Source organism: Rhizobium sp. WSM4643, from assembly GCF_025152745.1.
Classification (GTDB): domain Bacteria; phylum Pseudomonadota; class Alphaproteobacteria; order Rhizobiales; family Rhizobiaceae; genus Rhizobium; species Rhizobium leguminosarum_I.
In genome coordinates, this window is sequence record NZ_CP104041.1 from 489,448 (window position 1) to 508,220 (window position 18,773).

Sequence of the window (18,773 nt, forward strand, 5' to 3'; positions counted from 1 at the left end):
TAGCTGGAGAAGAAGTCGGTGCTGATCGAGCGCGATTCAAATGGCGATTTTATCCTGGAATCATCGGAACTGGCGGAGCGGTTCGGATTGTCGCTGGCCGATCTTCGCCGCCACATGCGCCATGGTTCCGTCGTCAGCTCCGTGGAAGTCGGGACAGCTGAACACGAGGGGACGAAACGGGTGTCGCTTCGGCTCGGCAATAGGCTTTGGCAAGCCGTTTTGAACGATGAAAATGAAGTGCAGCAGGAGCAGATGACCGTTCTTCGGGGTAAATCCTCCGGACGGCATCCACGCTGACATCATCGTTATGTGTGATACCGCGCGGTGCTTGTGACCTGCAGGCACCGCATTTCCTACCGATCGCTCGTTTCGAAGAGGCCGCGGGCCGCCTCGACCATCGACCGCAGGTGATTGGGGTCGCGCACACCCTGGCGGTAGAGTTCGATGACGATACTCGCCATTCGTTCGGCTTCGTCGCTGTCCTTTGCCACCTGGTATTCGGATCTGAGCTTGTCGAAGACCTGCTGGCAGATGCCGAGATCGCGGGAGTCCAGCGGTACCTGCGATCGGCTTTTGATCGTTTGAACCATCTCTTTTCCCTTAGACATGGCCCGCCTGGGGGTGCGGGCGGGCCGGCAGCCTTTTTAGAAATCCATGCCGGCGGCGCCTGGAGGCATAGGCGGCGGCGCGTCCTTCTTGGGTTTCTCGGCGATCATGGCCTCCGTCGTGACGAGCAGACCGGCGATGGAGGACGCATCCTGCAGCGCGGTGCGCACCACTTTCGCCGGATCGATGACGCCCTGGGCATAGAGGTCGCCATATTCGCCGGTCTGAGCGTTCCAGCCATAGGAGAACTCGCTTTTCTCCCGCAGCTTGCCGACCACGATCGAGCCTTCTGCACCGGCGTTTTCGGCGATCTGGCGAGCCGGTGCCTCGACCGCGCGGCGGACGATCTCCACACCAACGCGCTGGTCCTGGTTGGCCGTATTGAGATTATCGAGCGCCTTGACGGCGCGCAACAACGCTACGCCGCCACCGGGCAAGATGCCCTCTTCGACGGCGGCACGGGTTGCATGAAGCGCGTCGTCGACTCGATCCTTTTTCTCCTTCACCTCGACTTCGGTCGAGCCGCCGACGCGGATAACGGCAACGCCGCCGGCGAGCTTGGCAAGGCGTTCTTGCAGCTTCTCGCGGTCGTAGTCGGAGGTGGTTTCATCGATCTGGGCCTTGATCTGGGCAACACGGCCTTCGATGTCGGTCTTGGCGCCTGCCCCATCGACGATTGTGGTGTTTTCCTTCTCGATCGAAACCTTCTTGGCACGGCCGAGCATGTCGAGCGTCACGGATTCGAGCTTGATGCCGAGATCTTCGGAGATGACTGTGCCGGCGGTCAGGATGGCGATGTCTTCGAGCATGGCCTTGCGGCGGTCGCCGAAGCCAGGTGCCTTGACGGCAGCGATCTTGAGGCCGCCGCGCAGCTTGTTGACGACGAGGGTAGCAAGCGCTTCGCCTTCGACGTCTTCAGCGATGATCAACAGCGGCTTGCTGGATTGGACGACGGCCTCGAGAACCGGCAGCATCGACTGCAGGTTCGACAGCTTCTTCTCGTGGATGAGAATATAGGGGTCTTCGAACTCGACCCGCATCTTGTCCGCATTTGTCACGAAATAGGGGCTGAGGTAGCCGCGGTCGAACTGCATGCCTTCGACGACCTCGAGTTCGGTTTCGGCGGTCTTGGCTTCTTCGACGGTGATGACGCCATCATTGCCGACCCTTTCCATGGCATCGGCCAAAAAGCGGCCGATTTCGGCATCGCCATTGGCGGAGATCGTGCCGACCTGGGCGATTTCGGAATTGTTGGAGATCTTGCGGGCGTTGGCCTTCAGTTCCGCGACGATGGCGGTGACCGCTAGATCGATGCCGCGCTTCAGGTCCATCGGGTTCATGCCCGACGTAACGGCCTTGGCGCCTTCCTTGACGATTGCCTGGGCCAGCACCGTTGCGGTCGTGGTGCCGTCGCCGGCGATGTCGCTGGTCTTCGAAGCAACTTCGCGGACCATCTGGGCGCCCATGTTTTCGAACTTGTCTTCGAGTTCGATTTCCTTGGCGACCGAAACGCCGTCCTTTGTGATGCGCGGCGCGCCGAACGACCTGTCGATCACGACGTTGCGGCCCTTCGGGCCGAGGGTCGCCTTCACGGCGTTGGCCAGGATGTCGACGCCACGCAGCATCTTCTCGCGGGCTTCGGTGCTGAATTTGATTTCTTTAGCAGCCATGTCCTCACTCCTTCATAGGCAGCCAGAGCAATTCCAGGAAAAGTGCGTTTTCGCTCGGAATTGCGTAAAATAAAAGCTTGGAACGGTTCTGCGTTTCCATGAAAAGCTGAAGCGCTCCAGCATCGACCGATGTCAGCAGGGACCTCAGGCGGCCTGCTTCTTTTCGCCTTGGGCCTCGATGATGCCCATCACGTCGCTTTCCTTCATGATCAGCAGGTCTTCGCCATTGATTTTGATCTCGGTGCCGGACCATTTGCCGAACAGGATGCGATCGCCGACCTTAACGTCGAGCGACTGGATCTGGCCGGCTTCGTTGCGCGCGCCGGGGCCGACGGCGATGACCTCGCCTTCCTGCGGCTTCTCCTTGGCGGTGTCTGGAATGATGATGCCGCCCTTTGTCTTTTCTTGTGAATCGACCCGGCGGACGAGAATGCGGTCATGAAGCGGTCGGAACGACATATCTTCCTCCATCGACAAACAATGATGACGTTGTTCCCGCGGCCGGACCGGATAACCGATCCGGGCGGGTGCAGGTTCGCGCGCGCGCCTTGCGCGAATGATCTGGTTCGAGGGTTCAGCAATTTCAAGAGGCGACGAAAGAAAAATTAGCACTCTCCGTCGGAGACTGCTAACGCCCGACAGGGAACAGACAATCCGCTCCTGCGTTCGAATAAAAAGGCGAATGGCATTGAGGCTTGAATCCGGATTTCGCCATTCCTAGTTCTGTGGTGGCCGAGGCTTGATGAGCTCGGCCACCGTCCCACGTCTTTAGGAGTGAGTGACATGGAAGAGAACACCAAACTGATCAAAGACCTCAGTATCGAGGAACGCGAGGAAATCTTCGTCGATATCGCTCGTACGCTGGAGGACACGGCGCGTGAGGCCCTTGTCGAAGGCAATACGCATTTTGCGGCACTTTCCAACAACATGGCCGAAGCGATCCGCGTCAACGCCGACGAACTCGCCCGTGACGATCCGGAAAATGCCGAGCTGGTATTGCAGCAGGCAACGGCGATGATCTCACAATTCGAAGCCGTGCACCCCTATCGGATGGTGAGCATTGCCGTGCATTGATCGCGCCCCGGGCGATGCGGCTCGCCACCCGCCCAATCATTCTCTACACGCGCGCGGAACTCTCCTCGTTTGCAGAGGTTATTGGATCACAACATCGAAAGGTGATCCATGACGACTTCTAGATCCAACGTGCCGCCAGAGAGCGGCACGGACGATGCCCGGTCCGCCGATACCGAACGGGCCGAGATCGATCGCCAAAGGGCATTGGCAAACGCCCTGCGCAACGCGAGGTCGGCATCAGATCACGATAGCGGCACCGGAACCCCAAGCCTGAAGCTTGCAATGGACTATCTTAGCCTCGGTGGCCACCGCCGATCCATGATCGACGACAATATCACCGACGTTCGCCAATGGGATGAGGATCCGCCGGAGGCGGAACGGTTCTGGAAGGAACAGGTGGAAACGCTTCCAAAGGATCAACGCAAACAGGTGGAGGATTTCCTTCCAACCATCAACACGCCTTGAAGAGTCGCTCTTCGGACGGCTCATCCCAATGCGCTTGGAGAAGGCCATGGCTATAGACAAGCACGAGCAGATTCGCCAGCGCGCCTACGAAATCTGGGAGGCCGAGGGCCGCCCGGAGGGCGCCGACAAGCGCCATTGGCTGCAAGCCTGCGACGAACTTGCCGGTGAGGATGAGCACGAGACGCTGCAGGACCTGCTCGATGAAGACGACAGGGATGATGCGGCCCTGCTTCAGGGCGCCGGTGAAAGCGGCGATTTCGATCGGCCAAGAACGAGGCCTGGCCAGGCCGCCAAGGCTCCGGTGCCTGACATCGAGATGACGACGGGCGAAAGACCTTCCACGCGGAAGATCAGGAAGACCGAAGGGCCGTGATCGTCATGCAGCATCTCGACCATGCCATCCAAATCGCACTTACGGCCCATGAAGGTCAGTCAGACAAGACCGGCCAGCCGTTCTTCGAGCACTGCCAGCGGGTAGCCCTTCTCGTTTCCGGCGACGAGCCACGAACGGTTGCCTACCTTCATGACGTCGTCGAGAAGGGAAACGGCTGGACGCTCGACAGGCTGAGGGAGGAAGGCTTTCCGCCGGCGATCATCTCCGCGGTAAATGCTCTGACACGGCGGCCGGACGAGCCGGACGACGACTTCGTCAGGCGTGCGGCATCAAACCCGCTGTCCTTGCCCGTCAAACGGGCCGATCTCGAAGACAATCTCCGGCAGGCCGAACAGGCCGGCAAGAAAACGGAAAAATACCAGCGCGGACTGGATCTCCTGCGCGACATAACGAGCGGATCATAATTTTACGCAGTTCGCCGGCACTGTCACCAAGGTCGGCAATCGGGCAAGCGTCCACTACCCGCCTTCATGTCATGCATCGAACGCCGGCGGCCTCCGTGGCACAGCGGCGGAGGCCATTTTGGCCCATTTCATGCTTTGTTGGCAAAGCACATCGTCGGCGCGCCGAGCACACCTGCCGTACGCATCGCCGCCTTCAGTTCGTCCAACTTGCTGAATGCCTGCGCCGCTTCAAACGTGGCGAACTCGTGGGTGACGGTAATATCGTTCGGATTGTCGATGGCGCGATATACGGCCTGCGCCGTCACCCCGTTGGCCTTCTGCACCTGATGAAACGCATCATATGTCTTGCGCCAAGTGGCGTAGTCGGAAACCTCGTGCCTCACGAATAATGTCGTCATATCATCCTCCCGCGTTGCGTTTTCAAGTTCGGTTCAGACGCGTGTTACGATTGCACGAGGAACGTCATGGTCTCGGGCAAGACGCCGTCACTCGCCATCGCATCGGCCGCCGCCTTGGTCTGCATGAAGGCCATCAACTTATCCATATCAGCAACGTCCATGACCAGGCCGACATGGTTGGACGTCTGAGGATCCGTAAACGTGCGAATGTTCGTGACGCCGATCGGTTCGAATATCTGTTTGCGCATCGGTGAAGCGAGCCAGTGTTTCGTGTCCTTGACATTGTGATGGACCATTATGGTTGGCATTGCATCCTCCTCTGGCCTTGAAAAATGAAAGGCCAGTACATCCCTACGCTTTGCCCGGCTGTAGTTCAACAATATTACGATGAACGGATATTTTGCTATTTTATCGAAGATATAAATATAATTACTTGGAGTAATCCGAAAATATTACGGTTGGCAGCCGGTCTTGGCGCGTGTTATTTTCGCGACGATGGCTTTTGCAATAGTTCCGGCGTCCGGGACCGCCGCGCGTGAGACGACAGAGGCTCAGAATGACCGAACGCCAACCATTTGATCTCAAGGCTTATGGGCACGACATCGGAACAAGGCCATGCTTTATCTGCGGCTTGGTCAGGAACGACCCTGACTTCTTTCACCATCGCGTTTTTGAAGACGACGAGACGATCATTTTCCTGAGCAAATATCCCACTCTACCGGGTTATTGCATCGTCTGTCCGAGGGAGCACCGTGAGGATCTGGCGCGGGACATGTCGACGGATGAATATCTTCAATTACAGGAGAAGGTGCATGTCTTGGCGCGCGCCCTCAAGAGCGTCTTCGACGCCGAGCGAATTTATGTGCTTTCGCTCGGCAGCCAACAAGCCAATAGCCACCTGCATTTTCATGTCGTTCCCTTGCCTTCAGGTGTACCTCTTGAAGAGCAGCAATACCATGCACTGATGGCGGAATACGGGGTTTTGCAGATACCTGACGATCAAATGGCACAGTTGGCGCAGCGTATCGCTGAAGCATACCGTTCCGAGCTGACCGCACGATAATCAATCTCCTGGCTCCCGGTTGAACCCCGGAAGCCAGTGCCTCCAAGCTACGTCCCGAGGGCGAATGCAGGCACCCGGGTGCCTTTTTCGCGAAAGAGCCGCTCCACCTCGTCGAGGCGGGGACAGGCGGGCGGGTTATCGAGCGCTTTTGCCCAATTCTCGCGAGTGTGCAGGGCCATCGCGGCGGTCACCAGCACGGTGGTGCCTGGGCCGATTTCGCCGCGCAGCTGTGGCAGCAGGGTCTTGGCGTGGATGAGATTGGTGTTCGGGATCGGGCTCATCGCATGGCCGGCCCTCGGATTGGGCGATAGATCGACGATGGCGCTGACGTCGGTCCGTCCGTACCAGACGGCCCGGCCATCGCTTGCATCGGAGCGATCGGCATTGAAATCCGCGCGTTCGATTGCAAAGCCGCCCTCGATGGTCAGCAGGGTGCGCGGCGTGGCGATGCGGTGAATTCGGATGTGCCACGGGTTTTCGGGAAGCAGCCAGGTTTCGATGGTGGCATCGCTCCAGGGGCGCCAGCGCGAATAGAGCAGGTCGCCAGCGATCAACGCCTCTTCGAGAGTTTCCCGCGTGCGGAAATGGACGCCGTCATCGGAGAGGCCGAGCATGCCGTCAAAGCTTGCGGCGGAGAAATTCCGGTCGTCGGCTTCGATGTTGAAGGCGTAGCGGGTGGAATAGACGAATTTCGAATATTTCTCGTTTGCGCCGAGCATCTTGTCGTGCTGCTGCCCTGAGGAGAGTACGACTACGTTTCCCGGCGTGTGCATGGCGACCATTCCCGCTGGCGTCAACGCAACCGGTTCCGGAAATTCCGGCTGCGGTGCCTCTTCGGCGGTCCAGAACGGATGAGCCTGCGGAAGAGCGAGCGGCAGGAAGAATTTCAGCGCCCAATAGGGTGAACCGGGAGAGTTGTAGCTCTCGCTCATGAAGAGGTTCGGATAGCCGTAGCCGACCGAAAGGACGCCGTCGCGATCGGCAATCGGCATGGCGGACCACCAGCGGATATGGCGCATGTAATAGCCCTTGATCTCAGCCCAGGGCAGCGCCTCGACGCCGGCAAAGGCAAGCGCGCCCCAAAAGCCGCCCGCCGCAAAGCGGTAGGTCTGGCTGCGGCCGAAGGCAAGGGCTGCGCCATCCGGGCCGAACCAGTGGCGGATATCCCTGGCGAAGATCTCGGCGCGACCCCGGAAGCGATCCTTGCGCGCCTCGTCGCCCTTGGCCAGCACGGCATAGATCAGGCCGTAGAAATGCATGGCGAAGGGAATGTAATGATCGACCCGCCGAACCGGCCCGTCGCGATACCAGCCGTACCCGAGGTCGAAGGCCTCCAATTCGTCGAGATAGGCGAGGGTTTTCCGGTGATCGAACGCCACGCTCACGCGTTCCAGCCCGAGATCGATGAGCACACGGAAAAATTTCCAGTTGTTATCGATGAATTCCAACTCGCGCGCCCTGAGAAGATAGGCAGAGACCGTTTTCTTCTCGCTGTCGTCAAGCGGTTCCCAGATGTGCTCGGGAACGAGCGCCAGGGCGAAGCCGACGGCGGCGAGCTCGACCAGCCGTTGGTTGCGGTCGGCAAGATCGCCCCAATATTCGGGATGAGCAGGATTGGTCCCGTTTGCCAGGCCGCGGCGATAGAGATCCCAATGCGGAAACGTGCCGCCGCCGGCAGCAAGCGGAACGATCCCCCAGAGCGGCCGTGCAAATCCCTCCAGATCCGCCGCCGCCCGATCGAAGATCGCGCCGGCCGCACCGAGGCGCACACGGGCGCCGCCTTCGGAAAAATACGGCAGCAGCGGCTCGAAGAGATCGGTGACGGCCTTGGCCAGGTCGTCGCGTGTCCTCAGGGGATTGCCGAAAAGCGGATTGGCCCTTGCGGGATCATAGATCATCGTCAGCTCGAAATTCCTCAAACCAAATCGGCCGCAGGCAAATATTGCCCGCGGCCGTCGACATTTCTGGACGCCTACTTGATGGCCTTCACGCCTTCGGTCATTTCCTTCAATCCGTCGTCGATGGAGGTATTGTCGGTCATCATCGCGTCATGCACGCGATTGAGAACGACCTCGATCTTGGCGGCGTTCGGATTGACCGCCATTTCCAAATAGGCTTTCGACGGTATCAGCGCCTCCTTGCTGGCCGCGTCCTCGGGAAAGCCGGGTGTTGCCGCGATCTTTGCGCTGACATCGGCGGTCTTGAGCGCTGGGAAGGTGCCCGTCGATGCGATGACGGCAGCGCCCTCAGGACCGGTGACGAACTTGATGAAGTCGAGGGCTGCATCCTTGTGCCCGGAATTGGTGTTGACTGCCAGACCCGAAATCTGTGCAGCCGTCGTGCCGGCTGCAACACCGTCCGGATGCGGGAACTTCACGATGCCCCAGTTCTTGCTCTTCGATTCACCCGATTTCACCTTGGCGATCTGGGTGCCGACGAACCAGGTGCCCATCGGCAGCATGCCGATCGTGCCGTTGAAGAAGAGCGCCGAATAATGCGTGTTCGACGTCTTGAGGAAGGCGTAGGAGGGAATGGCGCCGTCCTTCTGCAGGGTCAGCGCCCGCTCGTACCAGGGCTTCAGGAAGGCGTAGTCGCCATCGACGAGCGTGTGTTTTCCGTCAAGGATGCCGGGCAGCTGGACGGTCGAACGCCAGGTGTGCAGCAGCGCGCCATAGGTCTTGTTGGTGCCCATGCCGCCCGTAAGCTTCTCGGCGGTCGCGTCGAACTGCGCCCAGGTCATGTCATTGGTGGGATAGGGGACGCCGGCTTTGTCGAAGATGTCCTTGTTGTAATAGACGATCCAGAAGTCGGAGCGGAACGGCAGCGAATAGATCTTGCCGTCGATGGTCAGCTCTTCGATCAGGCCGCCATAAGGCGCCGGATCGATCTTCTGATCCTTCATGAAGCCGCTGAGATCGGCGATGTTGCCGGCGCGCACCAGGTTGGTGTAGCCCGGCACATCCTTGACGGTGACGATGTCGATGTCCTTGGAGCCGCCGGTCAGTTGCGTCGAGATCATCTGCTGGTAGTCTTGCGAGCCGAGGTCCATCGGTTCGAACTTCACGTTAGGGTGTTTGGCCTGATAGGCCTCGATCAGCGGCTTGTAATAAGCGGTCTTGTCCCAGTCCCACAAAGCCCATTTGAGCGTCACGGCGTCCTGAGCAAGCGCTGCGCCGGCCGTCATTGCGGCCAAGGTGAAACCCGCCACGGCAAGTTTCACCGTCCCCCCGAATTTTTCCAAATACATTCCCGTTCTCCTTCCCTGGATCATCTCTGGATCAGTTATTTTATGAAGCGTCTCGTCTATGCGGTTCGCGGTGCGGCTGTGTTGCGTTTGGCAGGTGTAGAACCGTCACCGCCGCCCGATGGACGCCGAATGCGACGGCGAACATTCCGAGTGAAAAATTGAAGATTGCCGGCATGAACACCGAAACCGGATAGAAGAGGATGTGAGCCAGCCAGAGGCTGGCGGTAAAGGCGAGCGCTGCAAGCGCCGGGAAAGGACGGACAATGGAGGCGAGGGCGGCGAGGCGCAGCAGCATGAGAGCCGGCAGATCGCGCATCACCATCAAAACGAAGAGATGACAGGCGAGGACCGCGACGAAGGCGGTGGCGACGAGGGCGATCGTCAGCGGTGCGCTTAGCAACAGATTGTCGCGTGCGCCTGCGGCATAGGTGACGATCGCATAAAGACCGATTGCGAGGGCGCCACCCAACGCCAGGCCCCAGGCGGTGGCGCGCCAGAAGTAGCGCAGAAAGGCTTCCGTGAAGTCCCGCAGTAGATAGGAGTTGCGGTCTTCCACGAGGGCCACCGAGACCCGGGCCATGGCGGCGAGGGCTGCCGGCAGCGTTACGACGAAGAGGCCGGTCAGGATGAACAACATGTTCAGCTTGACCATCTCCCACCATTCGCGGACGAGGATCTCGGCGAACAGCGCAAGGCCGGTCCTCTTCGGAGCATCCTTCGGAATGCCCGGTCCCTCCCTCGTCCACATGTCCCGCAACCACTGCATAGCCGTCTCCCGCAGGCGCCTCAGTATAGAATCGAGCGTTCCGTTTCCGTGTCGAACAGTTGCGCATTGGTCATATCGGCAACCAGCGTCGCCTCCTCGCCGATATCGGGCCGGTAGCGCGGCGAGACACGGGCAATGAGATTGCGACCGCCTGCCACCATGTTCAGGTGCACTTCCGAGCCCATCGGTTCGGCAAGTTCGACGATCGCCTTGAGGGGCGCCAGGTTCTCGGGCGCGATGTCGGCCGGCGGCAGCTCGTGGAAATTCTCCGGACGGATGCCGAGCATCAGCTCGCGGCCCTCGTAGGGCGCGATCCTGCCCTTGTCGAAATGGGCGGGAAGCGGCAGTTCCCGGCCATCGAAGACAGCGACGTAGCCGTCGCCCCGTCGCAGAATGGTCGAGGGCAGCATGTTCATCTGCGGCGCGCCGATGAAGCCGGCGACGAACATATTGACGGGGCGGTCATAGAGGTTCTGCGGCGTATCCACCTGCTGGATGTGCCCGTCCTTCATGACGACGATCCGGTCCGCCATGGTCATGGCCTCGACCTGGTCATGGGTGACGTAGATGAAGGTGGCGTTGAGGCGCTTGTGCAGCTTGGTGATTTCCGAACGCATCGTGCCGCGCAGCTTGGCGTCGAGGTTGGAAAGCGGCTCGTCGAGAAGGAAGACCGCCGGATTGCGCACCATGGCGCGGCCGAGCGCGACGCGCTGGCGCTGGCCGCCTGAAAGCGCCTTCGGCTTACGATTCAGGAGATGAGAGATGTCGAGGATCCTGGCGGCGTCCTGCACCTGGGCATCGATGAAGTCGCGCGACACCTTCCTGAGCTGCAGGCCGAACGCCATGTTCTTGTAGACGGTCATATGCGGGTAGAGCGCGTAATTCTGGAAGACCATGGCGATATCCCGATCTTTGGAAGGGACGTCGTTCATGACGTCGCCGCCGATCTTGAGCTCTCCTCCCGATATTTCTTCGAGGCCGGCGATCATCCGCAGCGTCGTCGATTTGCCGCAGCCGGAGGGGCCGACCAGGATGATGAATTCCTTGTCTGCGATCTCGAGGTCGATGTCGTGGACGACGGTGAGCGCACCGTAGCTCTTGTTCAACTCTTTAAGCGAAATGCTGGCCATCGGGTTCTCCTGAATTCACCAATAGGAAGACCAGCTGCGCGAAAGGCGCGTCAAAGCTTCCATGTAATAATAATCTCCCCAGGAGACGCATTCATCGACACCCTCGCCGCGGCAGCTGTTGAACGGCGATTTCTTCGAATAGGTGGCGTGCAGCACCAGGCCGTTGGAGGCTGTGGGATCCTTGACCGCATAGTGATCCGCAAGGCTCTTCATCATGCGCCGCGCCAGCGTGCGATAGCGTGCTGCCGGTTCCGGCTCGGCGAGATCGGCCATCTCCAGAAGGCCGCAGGCGGCGATCGAGGCCGACGAACTGTCGCGCGGCTCGCCGTCGCCGTCCGAAAAGACGAGGTCCCAATAGGGCACCATGTCGCCCGGCAGCCGGTTGAGATAGAAGGCGAGCAGCCGGTCGAAGGTTTGGCGATATTCCTCGACCCGCTCATAGCGATAGGAGAGGGCCATTCCAGCGATTGCCCAGGCCTGTCCGCGCGCCCAGGCGCTGTCGTCTTTGTAACCCTGTTTGGTGGCGCCGCGCACCGGCGCTCCGGTGACCGGGTCCATATAGAAGGTGTGATAGGTGGAATCATCCGGCCGAACCGAGTTGGCAAGCGTGGTGCGGGCGTGAATGAGCGCGATCTCGCGGTATTTCGGATCGCCAGTCTCGCGGCTTGCCCAGTAGAGCAGCGGCAGGTTCAAGAGGCAGTCGATGATATAGCGGTATTCTTCCGGCTTGCCTTTACGACCCCAGGCCTGGATGAACTGACCGATCGGCTGGAAGCGCTCGATCAGCTGGTCGGCGGCAAGGATCGCGGCTCTGCGGCCATCCTCGTCGCCGACGAGTTTCCAGGCGGCGATGCAGGAGGGCGAATAGAGAAAGCCCATATCGTGATGATCGGTCTCGATGCGATTGACGATCCGATGCAGGAACGATTGGACCTGAATTTGTGCCGCATCCCGGAAAGCCGCGTCGCCGCTGTGTTCGAATGCGAGCCACAGCTCGCCGGGCCAGAAGCCGGCGGTCCACTGATCGTTCGCCACGGGGGGATAGAAATTCTTGATGCTCGAATGGTTCTGCGCGGCGTGGGTGAATTCTGGAAGGTTGCGCCTGACCTGCTCGACGGCGATATCGAGCGCGGCCTTCACTTCTTCATCGGTAATCGGCTGCGGGGCGACGGATGAAACGGCGTTCACGGCTTAACCCTTCAATCCAGTCGAGGCGATGCCCTCGACAAAGAAGCGCTGGAGAACAAGGAAGACGACGAGGACCGGAATGAGGGCGACGACGGAGGCCGCCATGATGAGCCCGTATTCGGCCGAATATTGCGAGATGAACATGCGCAGGCCGATCTGGACGGTCTTCAGCTCGGTCTTTGTGAGATAGATCATCGGCCCGAGAAAATCGTTCCAAGTGGTGACGAAGGTGAAGATCGTCAGCGTCGAGAGCGCGGGTTTCGACAGCGGCAGCATGATGCGCGCCCAGATCTGGTACTCGTTCATGCCGTCGATGCGCGCCGCCTCGCAGAGCTCGGTCGGGATCGACATGTAGAACTGCCGCATCAGGAAGACGCCGAAGGCGGTGAATGCCTGCAGGCAGATCAGCGCCAGATGGGTGTTGTTGAGCCCGAATTCACGCATCAGCAGGAATTGCGGCACCATATAGACCTGCCAGGGCATGGCGATGGTGGCGATGTAGCCGAGGAACAGGGTGTTCTTGTAGGGGAAATTCAGCTTGGCGAAGGCGTAGGCGGCAAAGCTGGAGGTCAAAAGCTGCAGCAGCGTGACGATGATCGTCAGCTTCGAAGTGTTGTAGATGAACAAGGCGAGCGGGATCTTCGTCCAGATATCGACGTAGTTATGCCATTGCGGCTCGGACGGTATCCATTCGATCGGGAAGGCGAACACGTCGCGGCTGAGCTTCAAGGATGCCGAAAGCATCCAGGCAAAGGGCATCAACATGATGAGCGTGACGGCGATGACGATGGCGTAGATCGCGACCGATCTGACGGTCACCTTGCGTCCGGCGATCCTCATGCCTCGTCCTCCCTCTGGCGCCGGAACTGGAAGACGGTGACGGCAAGCACGAGGAAGAACAACACCAGCGAAACCATGCTGGAATAGCCGAGATCCCAGGAAATGAAGGCCTCGTTGTAGATGTGGTAGACGAGGACGAGTGTCGAGGTGCCAGGCCCGCCCTGGGTGATCATGTAGATCTGGTCGAACACCTTGAAGGACTGGATCGTCAGCATCACGGTGACGAAGAAGGTCGTCGGCCCGAGCTGCGGCACGGTGACATGGATGAACTTCTGCCAGGAATTGGCGCCATCGAGATCGGCGGCCTCATAGAGTTCGGAATTGATGCCCTGCAGGCCGGCCAGATAGATGACCATGTAATAGCCCATGTTCTTCCAGATGCCGAAGAGGATCACCGTCACCATCGCCCAGTGGCGATCGGCCGCCCATCCCGGCATGTTCTTGGGATCGAGGCCGAGCGTATAGAGGATCATGTTCACCGGTCCCATCTCGGGATTGAAGATCATGTTCCAGACGACGGCGACGGCCACCAGCGAGGCGACATAGGGGAAGAACATCGCCGTGCGGAAGAAGTCGCGCCCTGCGATCTTCTGGTTGAGGAGAACGGCAAGGCCGAGCGCGCAGATGAGCGTCGCCGGCACGGAGGCGACCGTATAGATCACCGTGTTCCAGAACGCCGCGATGAAGGCCTTGTCCTCGAAGAGCCGCCAGAAATTATCCAGCCCGGCGAATGTGATCGCATTCGAGCCGTCCCAATGCATGAAGGCGAGCACGAAGGCGAACAGGATCGGGCCGAGCGTGAAGACGGCAAAGCCGATGAAATTCGGGGCAATGAAGGAATAGGCGACGAGCGCGCTGCGTATCCTGCGCTGGCGCTTGGACAAGACCGCAGCCTTCCGGCGAGAAGTTGCCGGAGCGCCATCCGTCGCGATGACTGAATTCGATATGGACACCGATGCCTCCTCTTCCTCCTGCAACCACATAGCACATATCCGGTATTGGTCAAACAAGTTCTAAATAGATCATACGAATTTCATGGAAAGCGCAAAAGACATATGATAGGTGAGCATGCAGACCAAACGCCCATCGATGCTTTTCCGGTACGGGGAGAGACATGTTCAGCGAGATTTCAGAGGATCTGCCCGATGTGCTGGGCGATTTCACGCCCGGGGCGGTCTGCGGCGACCGCCTCAGATGGAGCGCGGTGCCGCAGGCGGTACGGGAACTGGTCGTTGGCGAAGCCGAAGAGACGCTTGCGCGCGCCTGGCCGCTGATTACGGCGTCGGACTACCGGGAGTACACCGAAACCGGCAACCGCGCGCGCTTCGAGGAGCTTTATTTCAGACGGCGCCGGATGCTCGACAATCTGGTGCTCGGCGAACTCGTCGAAGGCGGCGCGCGCTTCCTGCCGAAGATCGTCGACGGCATTTTCCTGATCGCGGAGGAGAGCGGTTGGCAGCTTCCGGCGCATAACGCCTATGAACGAAGCGGCGCACGCTTGCCGCTTCCCGACAATTCGCAGCCTGTCGTCGATCTCTTCGCCGCCGAAACGGCCGCCCTGCTTGCCACCATCGTCGCATTGCTTCGCAACGAGCTCGACGGCATCAGCCCCGAGATTACGGCACGCGTCGAGCGCGAGATCGAGATCCGCATCCTCTCGCCCTATCTCGGCCGGCATTTCTGGTGGATGGGCCGCGGTGAGGAGCGGATGAACAACTGGACGGCATGGATAACCCAGAACATCCTGTTGACGGTCTTCTCCCTGAAAACGGGCCAGCCCACGCGCCGCGCCGTCGCCAAAAAGGCGCTCGGCAGCCTCGACGCCTTCCTGAAGGACTATGCCGAGGACGGCGCCTGCGAGGAGGGCGTGCTTTATTACCGCCACGCCGCGCTCTGCCTGCATGGTGCGTTGATCATCCTGGACGCCGTGGCGCCCGGCCTGTTCGCCGGGGTCTGGCAGCAGCCGAAGATCCGCAACATGGCCGAATATATCGCTCATATGCATGTGGCCGGCCGCTACTATTTCAACTTCGCGGATTCTTCCGCTGTGGTCGAACCCTGCAGCGCGCGGGAATACCTGTTCGGACAGGCGGTCGGCTCTGAGATGCTGGCTGAGTTCGCCGCAGCCGACAGGGCTGGGGCCGACAATCCGCACCTGCCCGGGGAATGGAACCTCTGGTATCGCGTGCAGGAACTGCTGGTCGGCCCGACGCTTCCCGCTGCCGCCAAACCTCATCCCGCATCGCAGCGCGATATCTTCTATCCCGGCATCGGCTTGTTCATCGCCCGCGACGAGCAGTTTTCGCTTGCCGTCAAGGGCGGCAACAATGGCGAGGGCCACAATCATAACGATGTCGGGAGCGTGACGCTTTACAAGAATGGACGTCCGTTGCTGATCGACGTCGGCGTCGAGACCTATACCGCAAAGACCTTTTCGGCGCGGCGCTATGAGATATGGACGATGCAGTCAGCGTTCCACAACCTGCCGACATTCGCCGGCGTCATGCAGTCGGCCGGCGAAGCTTTTGGCGCGCGCGATGTCGAGGTCGGGTTTGACGAAGGGAGCGCGCGCATATCGCTCGATATTTCAGGCGCCTATCCGTCCGAAGCGCAGCTGCACAGCTATCGGCGCGTCGTTTCGCTGCTGCGCGGCCGCCATGTCGAGATCGTCGACACCTATGACGGCGGCAAGCCGGCGGTCCTGTCGCTGATGACATGCCTGCCGCCGACCGTCGGCCCAGACAGGATCGACCTAGCCGACCTCGGCAGCATGTTCGTTGAGGGCGCCGGTGAGATGGAAATCGACGAGATCGTCGTGGAGGACGCCCGGCTGAGATCGGCTTGGCCCGAGAAAATCTACCGGCTGCGTGTGAGGTTTGCCGACAGGCTCCTGAGATTGCGGATCGTCTAGAACGGGATGGCTTTAGGCCGGGTCGGCCCAAAGTCTGAATCCTGTTCTAAACTAAAGAGTTAGAGCATGATGTCGTCCGAAAATCGCTCACAGTTTTCGGCATCATGCTCTGGGGAGGGCAAGCATGGAATTGACGCTGAAGATCGTGGATGCCGATGGGGCGGTGCTGGCGAGTTCTACAGGCCGGGACGAGGCGTTCCTGGTCTATCGCCAGAACTATCATGAAGGTGATCGCGTCATCGTGGAGGTTTCCGAGCCTGGGCACGTCTACCTCTCCCTGGATGGCGCGATCCAACCCGGTCTGGTCTATATGAAGGAATGCGCCTATTCGCTGGCCGTACCCTTCGGCGACAAGCGCAAACCCTATTCGCCGAATGCCTTCAGGGGCGATATCCACCGGCTTTCAGCGCGAAGCACGCGGCCGGAGGAGATCGCTCACCGGCGCAATCTCGCCCTCAATCCCTGGGACGATCACGCCAACCGGGCTGTGTTTCCGCATGCGCGCGCCAATGTCGAGACCCGCGGAGAAGCGGTCTTTGCCGCGCGTAATGCGATCGACGGCGAAAAGGCCAATGATGATCACGGCTTTTGGCCCTATACGAGCTGGGGCATCAATCGCGATCCGCAGGCGGCACTGACGGTGGAATTCGGCAGGCCGGTCAGGATCGACGAGATCGTTTTCTATCTCCGGGCTGACTTTCCGCATGATTCCTGGTGGGAAAAGGCCAGTGTCACCTTCTCGAACGGCAAGACCTGCTGTTTTCCTCTGGTGAAATCGGGCGCCGCCCAGGCCTTTCCGATAGAGCCCTGTGTCGTCGAGTGGGTGGAACTGCACGGTCTGATCAAGGCCGAAGACGCCTCGCCCTATCCGGCGCTGACCCAGATCGAAATCTGGGGAACCGAGGTACAGGAAGCCGGCCTCAAGCCGTCCGCCCTTCCTCTCGCGCTATGAGCCTGTAGGCAGCCTCGACCGCGCCGCGCTCGGCGGGCCGTCATTCAGGCGGTTCCAGGCACGGCGTAGCTGCCGTGCCGAGCCGAAGCCGGCGCGCATGGCGACGGCCTCCATGTCCAGCCGCGAACCGGCGAGCATCTCGCGGGCAAGAGCCACGCGCATGCGGTTGACGAAATCCGTAACGCTCATGCCCGTCTGCTCGTTGAACAGCCGTGAAAGGTTGCGCGGGCTGGCGCCGCTGAGGCGGGCAAGCGACGCCACCGACCAATCCTCAGACGGGCTGGCGGCCACTGCATCCTGTGCACGGTGAATGACCGGGTGGATATGGTTGCGACCTTCGAGCCAGGGCGAAAGCTGCGGATCCGAGCCGCCGCGCCTGAGATAGACGACAAGATATCGCGCCACCGCAAGCGCACAGGCATGTCCCGCCGCTTCGGCAACGATATGCAACATGAGGTCTATGCCGGCGGTGATGCCGGCACTGGTGAGGCGATCTCCATCCTCGACATAGAGCCGGTTGTCCCGGACGCGCGCGGTGGGCGCGAGCCTTACAAGATCCTCTATGCAGCCATGATGGGTGGTGCAATCGCGGCCGTCGAGCATGCCTGCTTCGGCAGCGAGCAATGCGCCCGAGCAGATCGAGACCAGACGAATTCCCGGAAGAATGGTGCGCTTCAGCCATGCGACAATGGCAGCCTGGTCGGCGCGCTCCTGTTCGTTCCCTGGGGCGCTGTTTTCCATCGGGGCATCGGCGCTGCCGGCGATGATGACAAGCGCGGTATCGGGCAAGCGTTCCGGCAATGCGGCGACGCCCGTAACGGCAAGGCCGATCGAGCTGCCGACCGTCGCCGATGGACCGATATAGGTGACGGTAAAGCGCACTGTGCACTGTTCGAGGTTCGCCTTGCGCAGCACTTCGATCGGGCCGGCGACGTCGAGCAGCAGCACGCGCGGCGGCACGACGACAAAGACCGGGATATCGAAGGGCTGCGTGGCGTCCGTCATGCGGCGAGTGACTTTCCACGCCCTGCCAGGGCCTGGTCGACGGTCGCGATCCGAGCGAAACGGCCTGACAGGACCAGTTCCGTCCGGTCCCGGATTTCCCTCGCGCTCCAGGTGCGTCCTGCGGCGTCGGTCATCGGGAAGGTCAGGGTCGCCTCGCCGACATAGTCGACTTGATAGCCGAGATCGGAGGCGTGGCGGGTGGTCGTCTCGCAGCACTGTTCGGTGCGAATGCCGGAGACGAGGATACGACGGACGCCATTTTCGGTCAGCCACACGTCGAGACCGGAACCGACTAGGGCGCTATGGCGCCCCTTCCTGAACGTCGCCTTGGGGGCGATCCTGAGCGGGGCGAGTGTGCTGACAAACCCGGATTCTTCCGAAAACGGCCCGGTTTTATCAACATGGAAGATCTGGATAATGGGTATTCCATCGGCTTCGGCGCCGTCGATCAGAGCCTGCTGACGATCAATATAAGCGGAGGCGAGGTTTTCATCCCAATAATCGCGGTGTCGGAAGGACTCTTGAGCGTCGATAACGAGAAGGACAGTTTCATGGCCGGACATTTTTTGCTCCATCCAGGTTGATCATGAAGTCATATTCGGCGATTTGAAGACAGAGGAAAATGCGCGCGCCGGACAAATAACGGACAATTCGCGCCAT

22 protein-coding genes are annotated in these 18,773 nt (G+C 60.3%); 8 read left to right on the plus strand and 14 right to left on the minus strand.

Annotated elements, in window-relative coordinates:
- Window positions 1–18: 18 nt before the first annotated feature.
- Window positions 19–297: a DUF6522 family protein gene (locus tag N1937_RS26180; protein WP_017967505.1), complete on the plus strand. Its 279-nt coding sequence runs from the start codon at window positions 19–21 to the stop codon at window positions 295–297.
- A gap of 56 nt (window positions 298–353) precedes the next feature.
- On the opposite strand, the gene N1937_RS26185 is transcribed toward N1937_RS26180, so the two are convergent.
- From N1937_RS26185 to N1937_RS26195, 3 genes are all read right to left on the minus strand, one after another.
- Window positions 354–590 carry a hypothetical protein gene (locus N1937_RS26185; protein ID WP_260059342.1) on the minus strand — a complete coding sequence of 79 codons (237 nt, stop codon included), beginning with the start codon at window positions 588–590 and terminating at the stop codon, window positions 354–356.
- A gap of 54 nt (window positions 591–644) precedes the next feature.
- Window positions 645–2,276: a chaperonin GroEL gene (gene groL / locus N1937_RS26190; RefSeq protein WP_260059343.1), complete on the minus strand. Its 1,632-nt coding sequence runs from the start codon at window positions 2,274–2,276 to the stop codon at window positions 645–647.
- Between the two features lie 144 nt (window positions 2,277–2,420).
- The gene (locus tag N1937_RS26195) at window positions 2,421–2,735 is read right to left on the minus strand and encodes a co-chaperone GroES (RefSeq protein ID WP_170259611.1); all 315 of its coding nucleotides are present in this window, start codon (window positions 2,733–2,735) and stop codon (window positions 2,421–2,423) included.
- A gap of 324 nt (window positions 2,736–3,059) precedes the next feature.
- Between N1937_RS26195 and N1937_RS26200 the strand changes: the two genes are divergently transcribed.
- The 4 genes from N1937_RS26200 to N1937_RS26215 all read left to right on the plus strand — a co-directional run bounded on the left by N1937_RS26200 (window position 3,060) and on the right by N1937_RS26215 (window position 4,613).
- A complete protein-coding gene (locus N1937_RS26200; protein ID WP_260059345.1) occupies window positions 3,060–3,350 on the plus strand; it encodes a hypothetical protein in 291 nt (96 codons plus the stop codon).
- Window positions 3,351–3,458: 108 nt separating this feature from the next.
- The gene (locus N1937_RS26205) at window positions 3,459–3,815 is read left to right on the plus strand and encodes a hypothetical protein (RefSeq protein ID WP_260059346.1); all 357 of its coding nucleotides are present in this window, start codon (window positions 3,459–3,461) and stop codon (window positions 3,813–3,815) included.
- 46 nt (window positions 3,816–3,861) lie between these two features.
- Entirely contained in the window at window positions 3,862–4,188 is a 327-nt protein-coding gene (locus N1937_RS26210; RefSeq protein ID WP_260059348.1) for a DUF2934 domain-containing protein, read from the plus strand.
- Window positions 4,189–4,193: 5 nt separating this feature from the next.
- Window positions 4,194–4,613 carry an HD domain-containing protein gene (locus tag N1937_RS26215; protein ID WP_170259734.1) on the plus strand — a complete coding sequence of 140 codons (420 nt, stop codon included), beginning with the start codon at window positions 4,194–4,196 and terminating at the stop codon, window positions 4,611–4,613.
- 128 nt (window positions 4,614–4,741) lie between these two features.
- Here N1937_RS26215 and N1937_RS26220 read toward each other — a convergent pair whose 3' ends face one another.
- Window positions 4,742–5,011: a cyclase gene (locus tag N1937_RS26220; RefSeq protein ID WP_260059349.1), complete on the minus strand. Its 270-nt coding sequence runs from the start codon at window positions 5,009–5,011 to the stop codon at window positions 4,742–4,744.
- Between the two features lie 44 nt (window positions 5,012–5,055).
- Window positions 5,056–5,319 (minus strand): hypothetical protein, encoded by a 264-nt coding sequence (locus N1937_RS26225; RefSeq protein WP_170259615.1) that lies wholly within the window; start codon window positions 5,317–5,319, stop codon window positions 5,056–5,058.
- A gap of 248 nt (window positions 5,320–5,567) precedes the next feature.
- Here N1937_RS26225 and N1937_RS26230 point away from each other — a divergent pair, with 248 nt between their 5' ends.
- Window positions 5,568–6,074: an HIT family protein gene (locus N1937_RS26230; protein ID WP_260059350.1), complete on the plus strand. Its 507-nt coding sequence runs from the start codon at window positions 5,568–5,570 to the stop codon at window positions 6,072–6,074.
- Between the two features lie 47 nt (window positions 6,075–6,121).
- Here the strand turns inward: N1937_RS26230 and N1937_RS26235 are convergent, their stop codons facing one another.
- The 7 genes from N1937_RS26235 to N1937_RS26265 form a co-directional block, all read right to left on the minus strand.
- A complete protein-coding gene (locus N1937_RS26235; protein WP_260059351.1) occupies window positions 6,122–7,972 on the minus strand; it encodes a DUF2264 domain-containing protein in 1,851 nt (616 codons plus the stop codon).
- 74 nt (window positions 7,973–8,046) lie between these two features.
- Entirely contained in the window at window positions 8,047–9,321 is a 1,275-nt protein-coding gene (locus N1937_RS26240) for an ABC transporter substrate-binding protein (protein ID WP_222350890.1), read from the minus strand.
- Window positions 9,322–9,361: 40 nt separating this feature from the next.
- Entirely contained in the window at window positions 9,362–10,087 is a 726-nt protein-coding gene (locus N1937_RS26245) for a YesL family protein (RefSeq protein WP_222295773.1), read from the minus strand.
- 20 nt (window positions 10,088–10,107) lie between these two features.
- Entirely contained in the window at window positions 10,108–11,217 is a 1,110-nt protein-coding gene (locus N1937_RS26250; RefSeq protein ID WP_017967491.1) for an ABC transporter ATP-binding protein, read from the minus strand.
- A 15-nt stretch (window positions 11,218–11,232) separates the two neighbouring features.
- The gene (locus N1937_RS26255) at window positions 11,233–12,405 is read right to left on the minus strand and encodes a glycoside hydrolase family 88 protein (RefSeq protein ID WP_170275977.1); all 1,173 of its coding nucleotides are present in this window, start codon (window positions 12,403–12,405) and stop codon (window positions 11,233–11,235) included.
- 3 nt (window positions 12,406–12,408) lie between these two features.
- A complete protein-coding gene (locus N1937_RS26260; protein ID WP_017967489.1) occupies window positions 12,409–13,245 on the minus strand; it encodes a carbohydrate ABC transporter permease in 837 nt (278 codons plus the stop codon).
- Window positions 13,242–14,228 (minus strand): carbohydrate ABC transporter permease, encoded by a 987-nt coding sequence (locus tag N1937_RS26265; RefSeq protein WP_017967488.1) that lies wholly within the window; start codon window positions 14,226–14,228, stop codon window positions 13,242–13,244. Before N1937_RS26265 ends, N1937_RS26260 begins: the two co-directional genes overlap by 4 nt.
- Window positions 14,229–14,359: 131 nt before the next feature.
- Between N1937_RS26265 and N1937_RS26270 the strand changes: the two genes are divergently transcribed.
- Both N1937_RS26270 and N1937_RS26275 read left to right on the plus strand, forming a co-directional pair.
- Window positions 14,360–16,156, plus strand: coding sequence for a heparinase II/III-family protein (locus N1937_RS26270; RefSeq protein ID WP_260059354.1), 1,797 nt, complete (start codon window positions 14,360–14,362; stop codon window positions 16,154–16,156).
- Between the two features lie 124 nt (window positions 16,157–16,280).
- Window positions 16,281–17,108, plus strand: a complete 828-nt coding sequence (locus tag N1937_RS26275) for a carbohydrate-binding protein (RefSeq protein WP_260059355.1) — start codon at window positions 16,281–16,283, stop codon at window positions 17,106–17,108.
- Here the strand turns inward: N1937_RS26275 and N1937_RS26280 are convergent.
- Together N1937_RS26280 and N1937_RS26285 are read right to left on the minus strand one after the other, a co-directional pair.
- The gene (locus N1937_RS26280; protein WP_260059356.1) at window positions 17,103–18,113 is read right to left on the minus strand and encodes a GlxA family transcriptional regulator; all 1,011 of its coding nucleotides are present in this window, start codon (window positions 18,111–18,113) and stop codon (window positions 17,103–17,105) included. The two genes, N1937_RS26275 and N1937_RS26280, sit on opposite strands and share 6 nt — an antisense overlap.
- Window positions 18,110–18,688, minus strand: coding sequence for an isochorismatase family protein (locus N1937_RS26285; RefSeq protein WP_260059357.1), 579 nt, complete (start codon window positions 18,686–18,688; stop codon window positions 18,110–18,112). Before N1937_RS26285 ends, N1937_RS26280 begins: the two co-directional genes overlap by 4 nt.
- Between the last annotated feature and the right edge of the window lie 85 nt (window positions 18,689–18,773).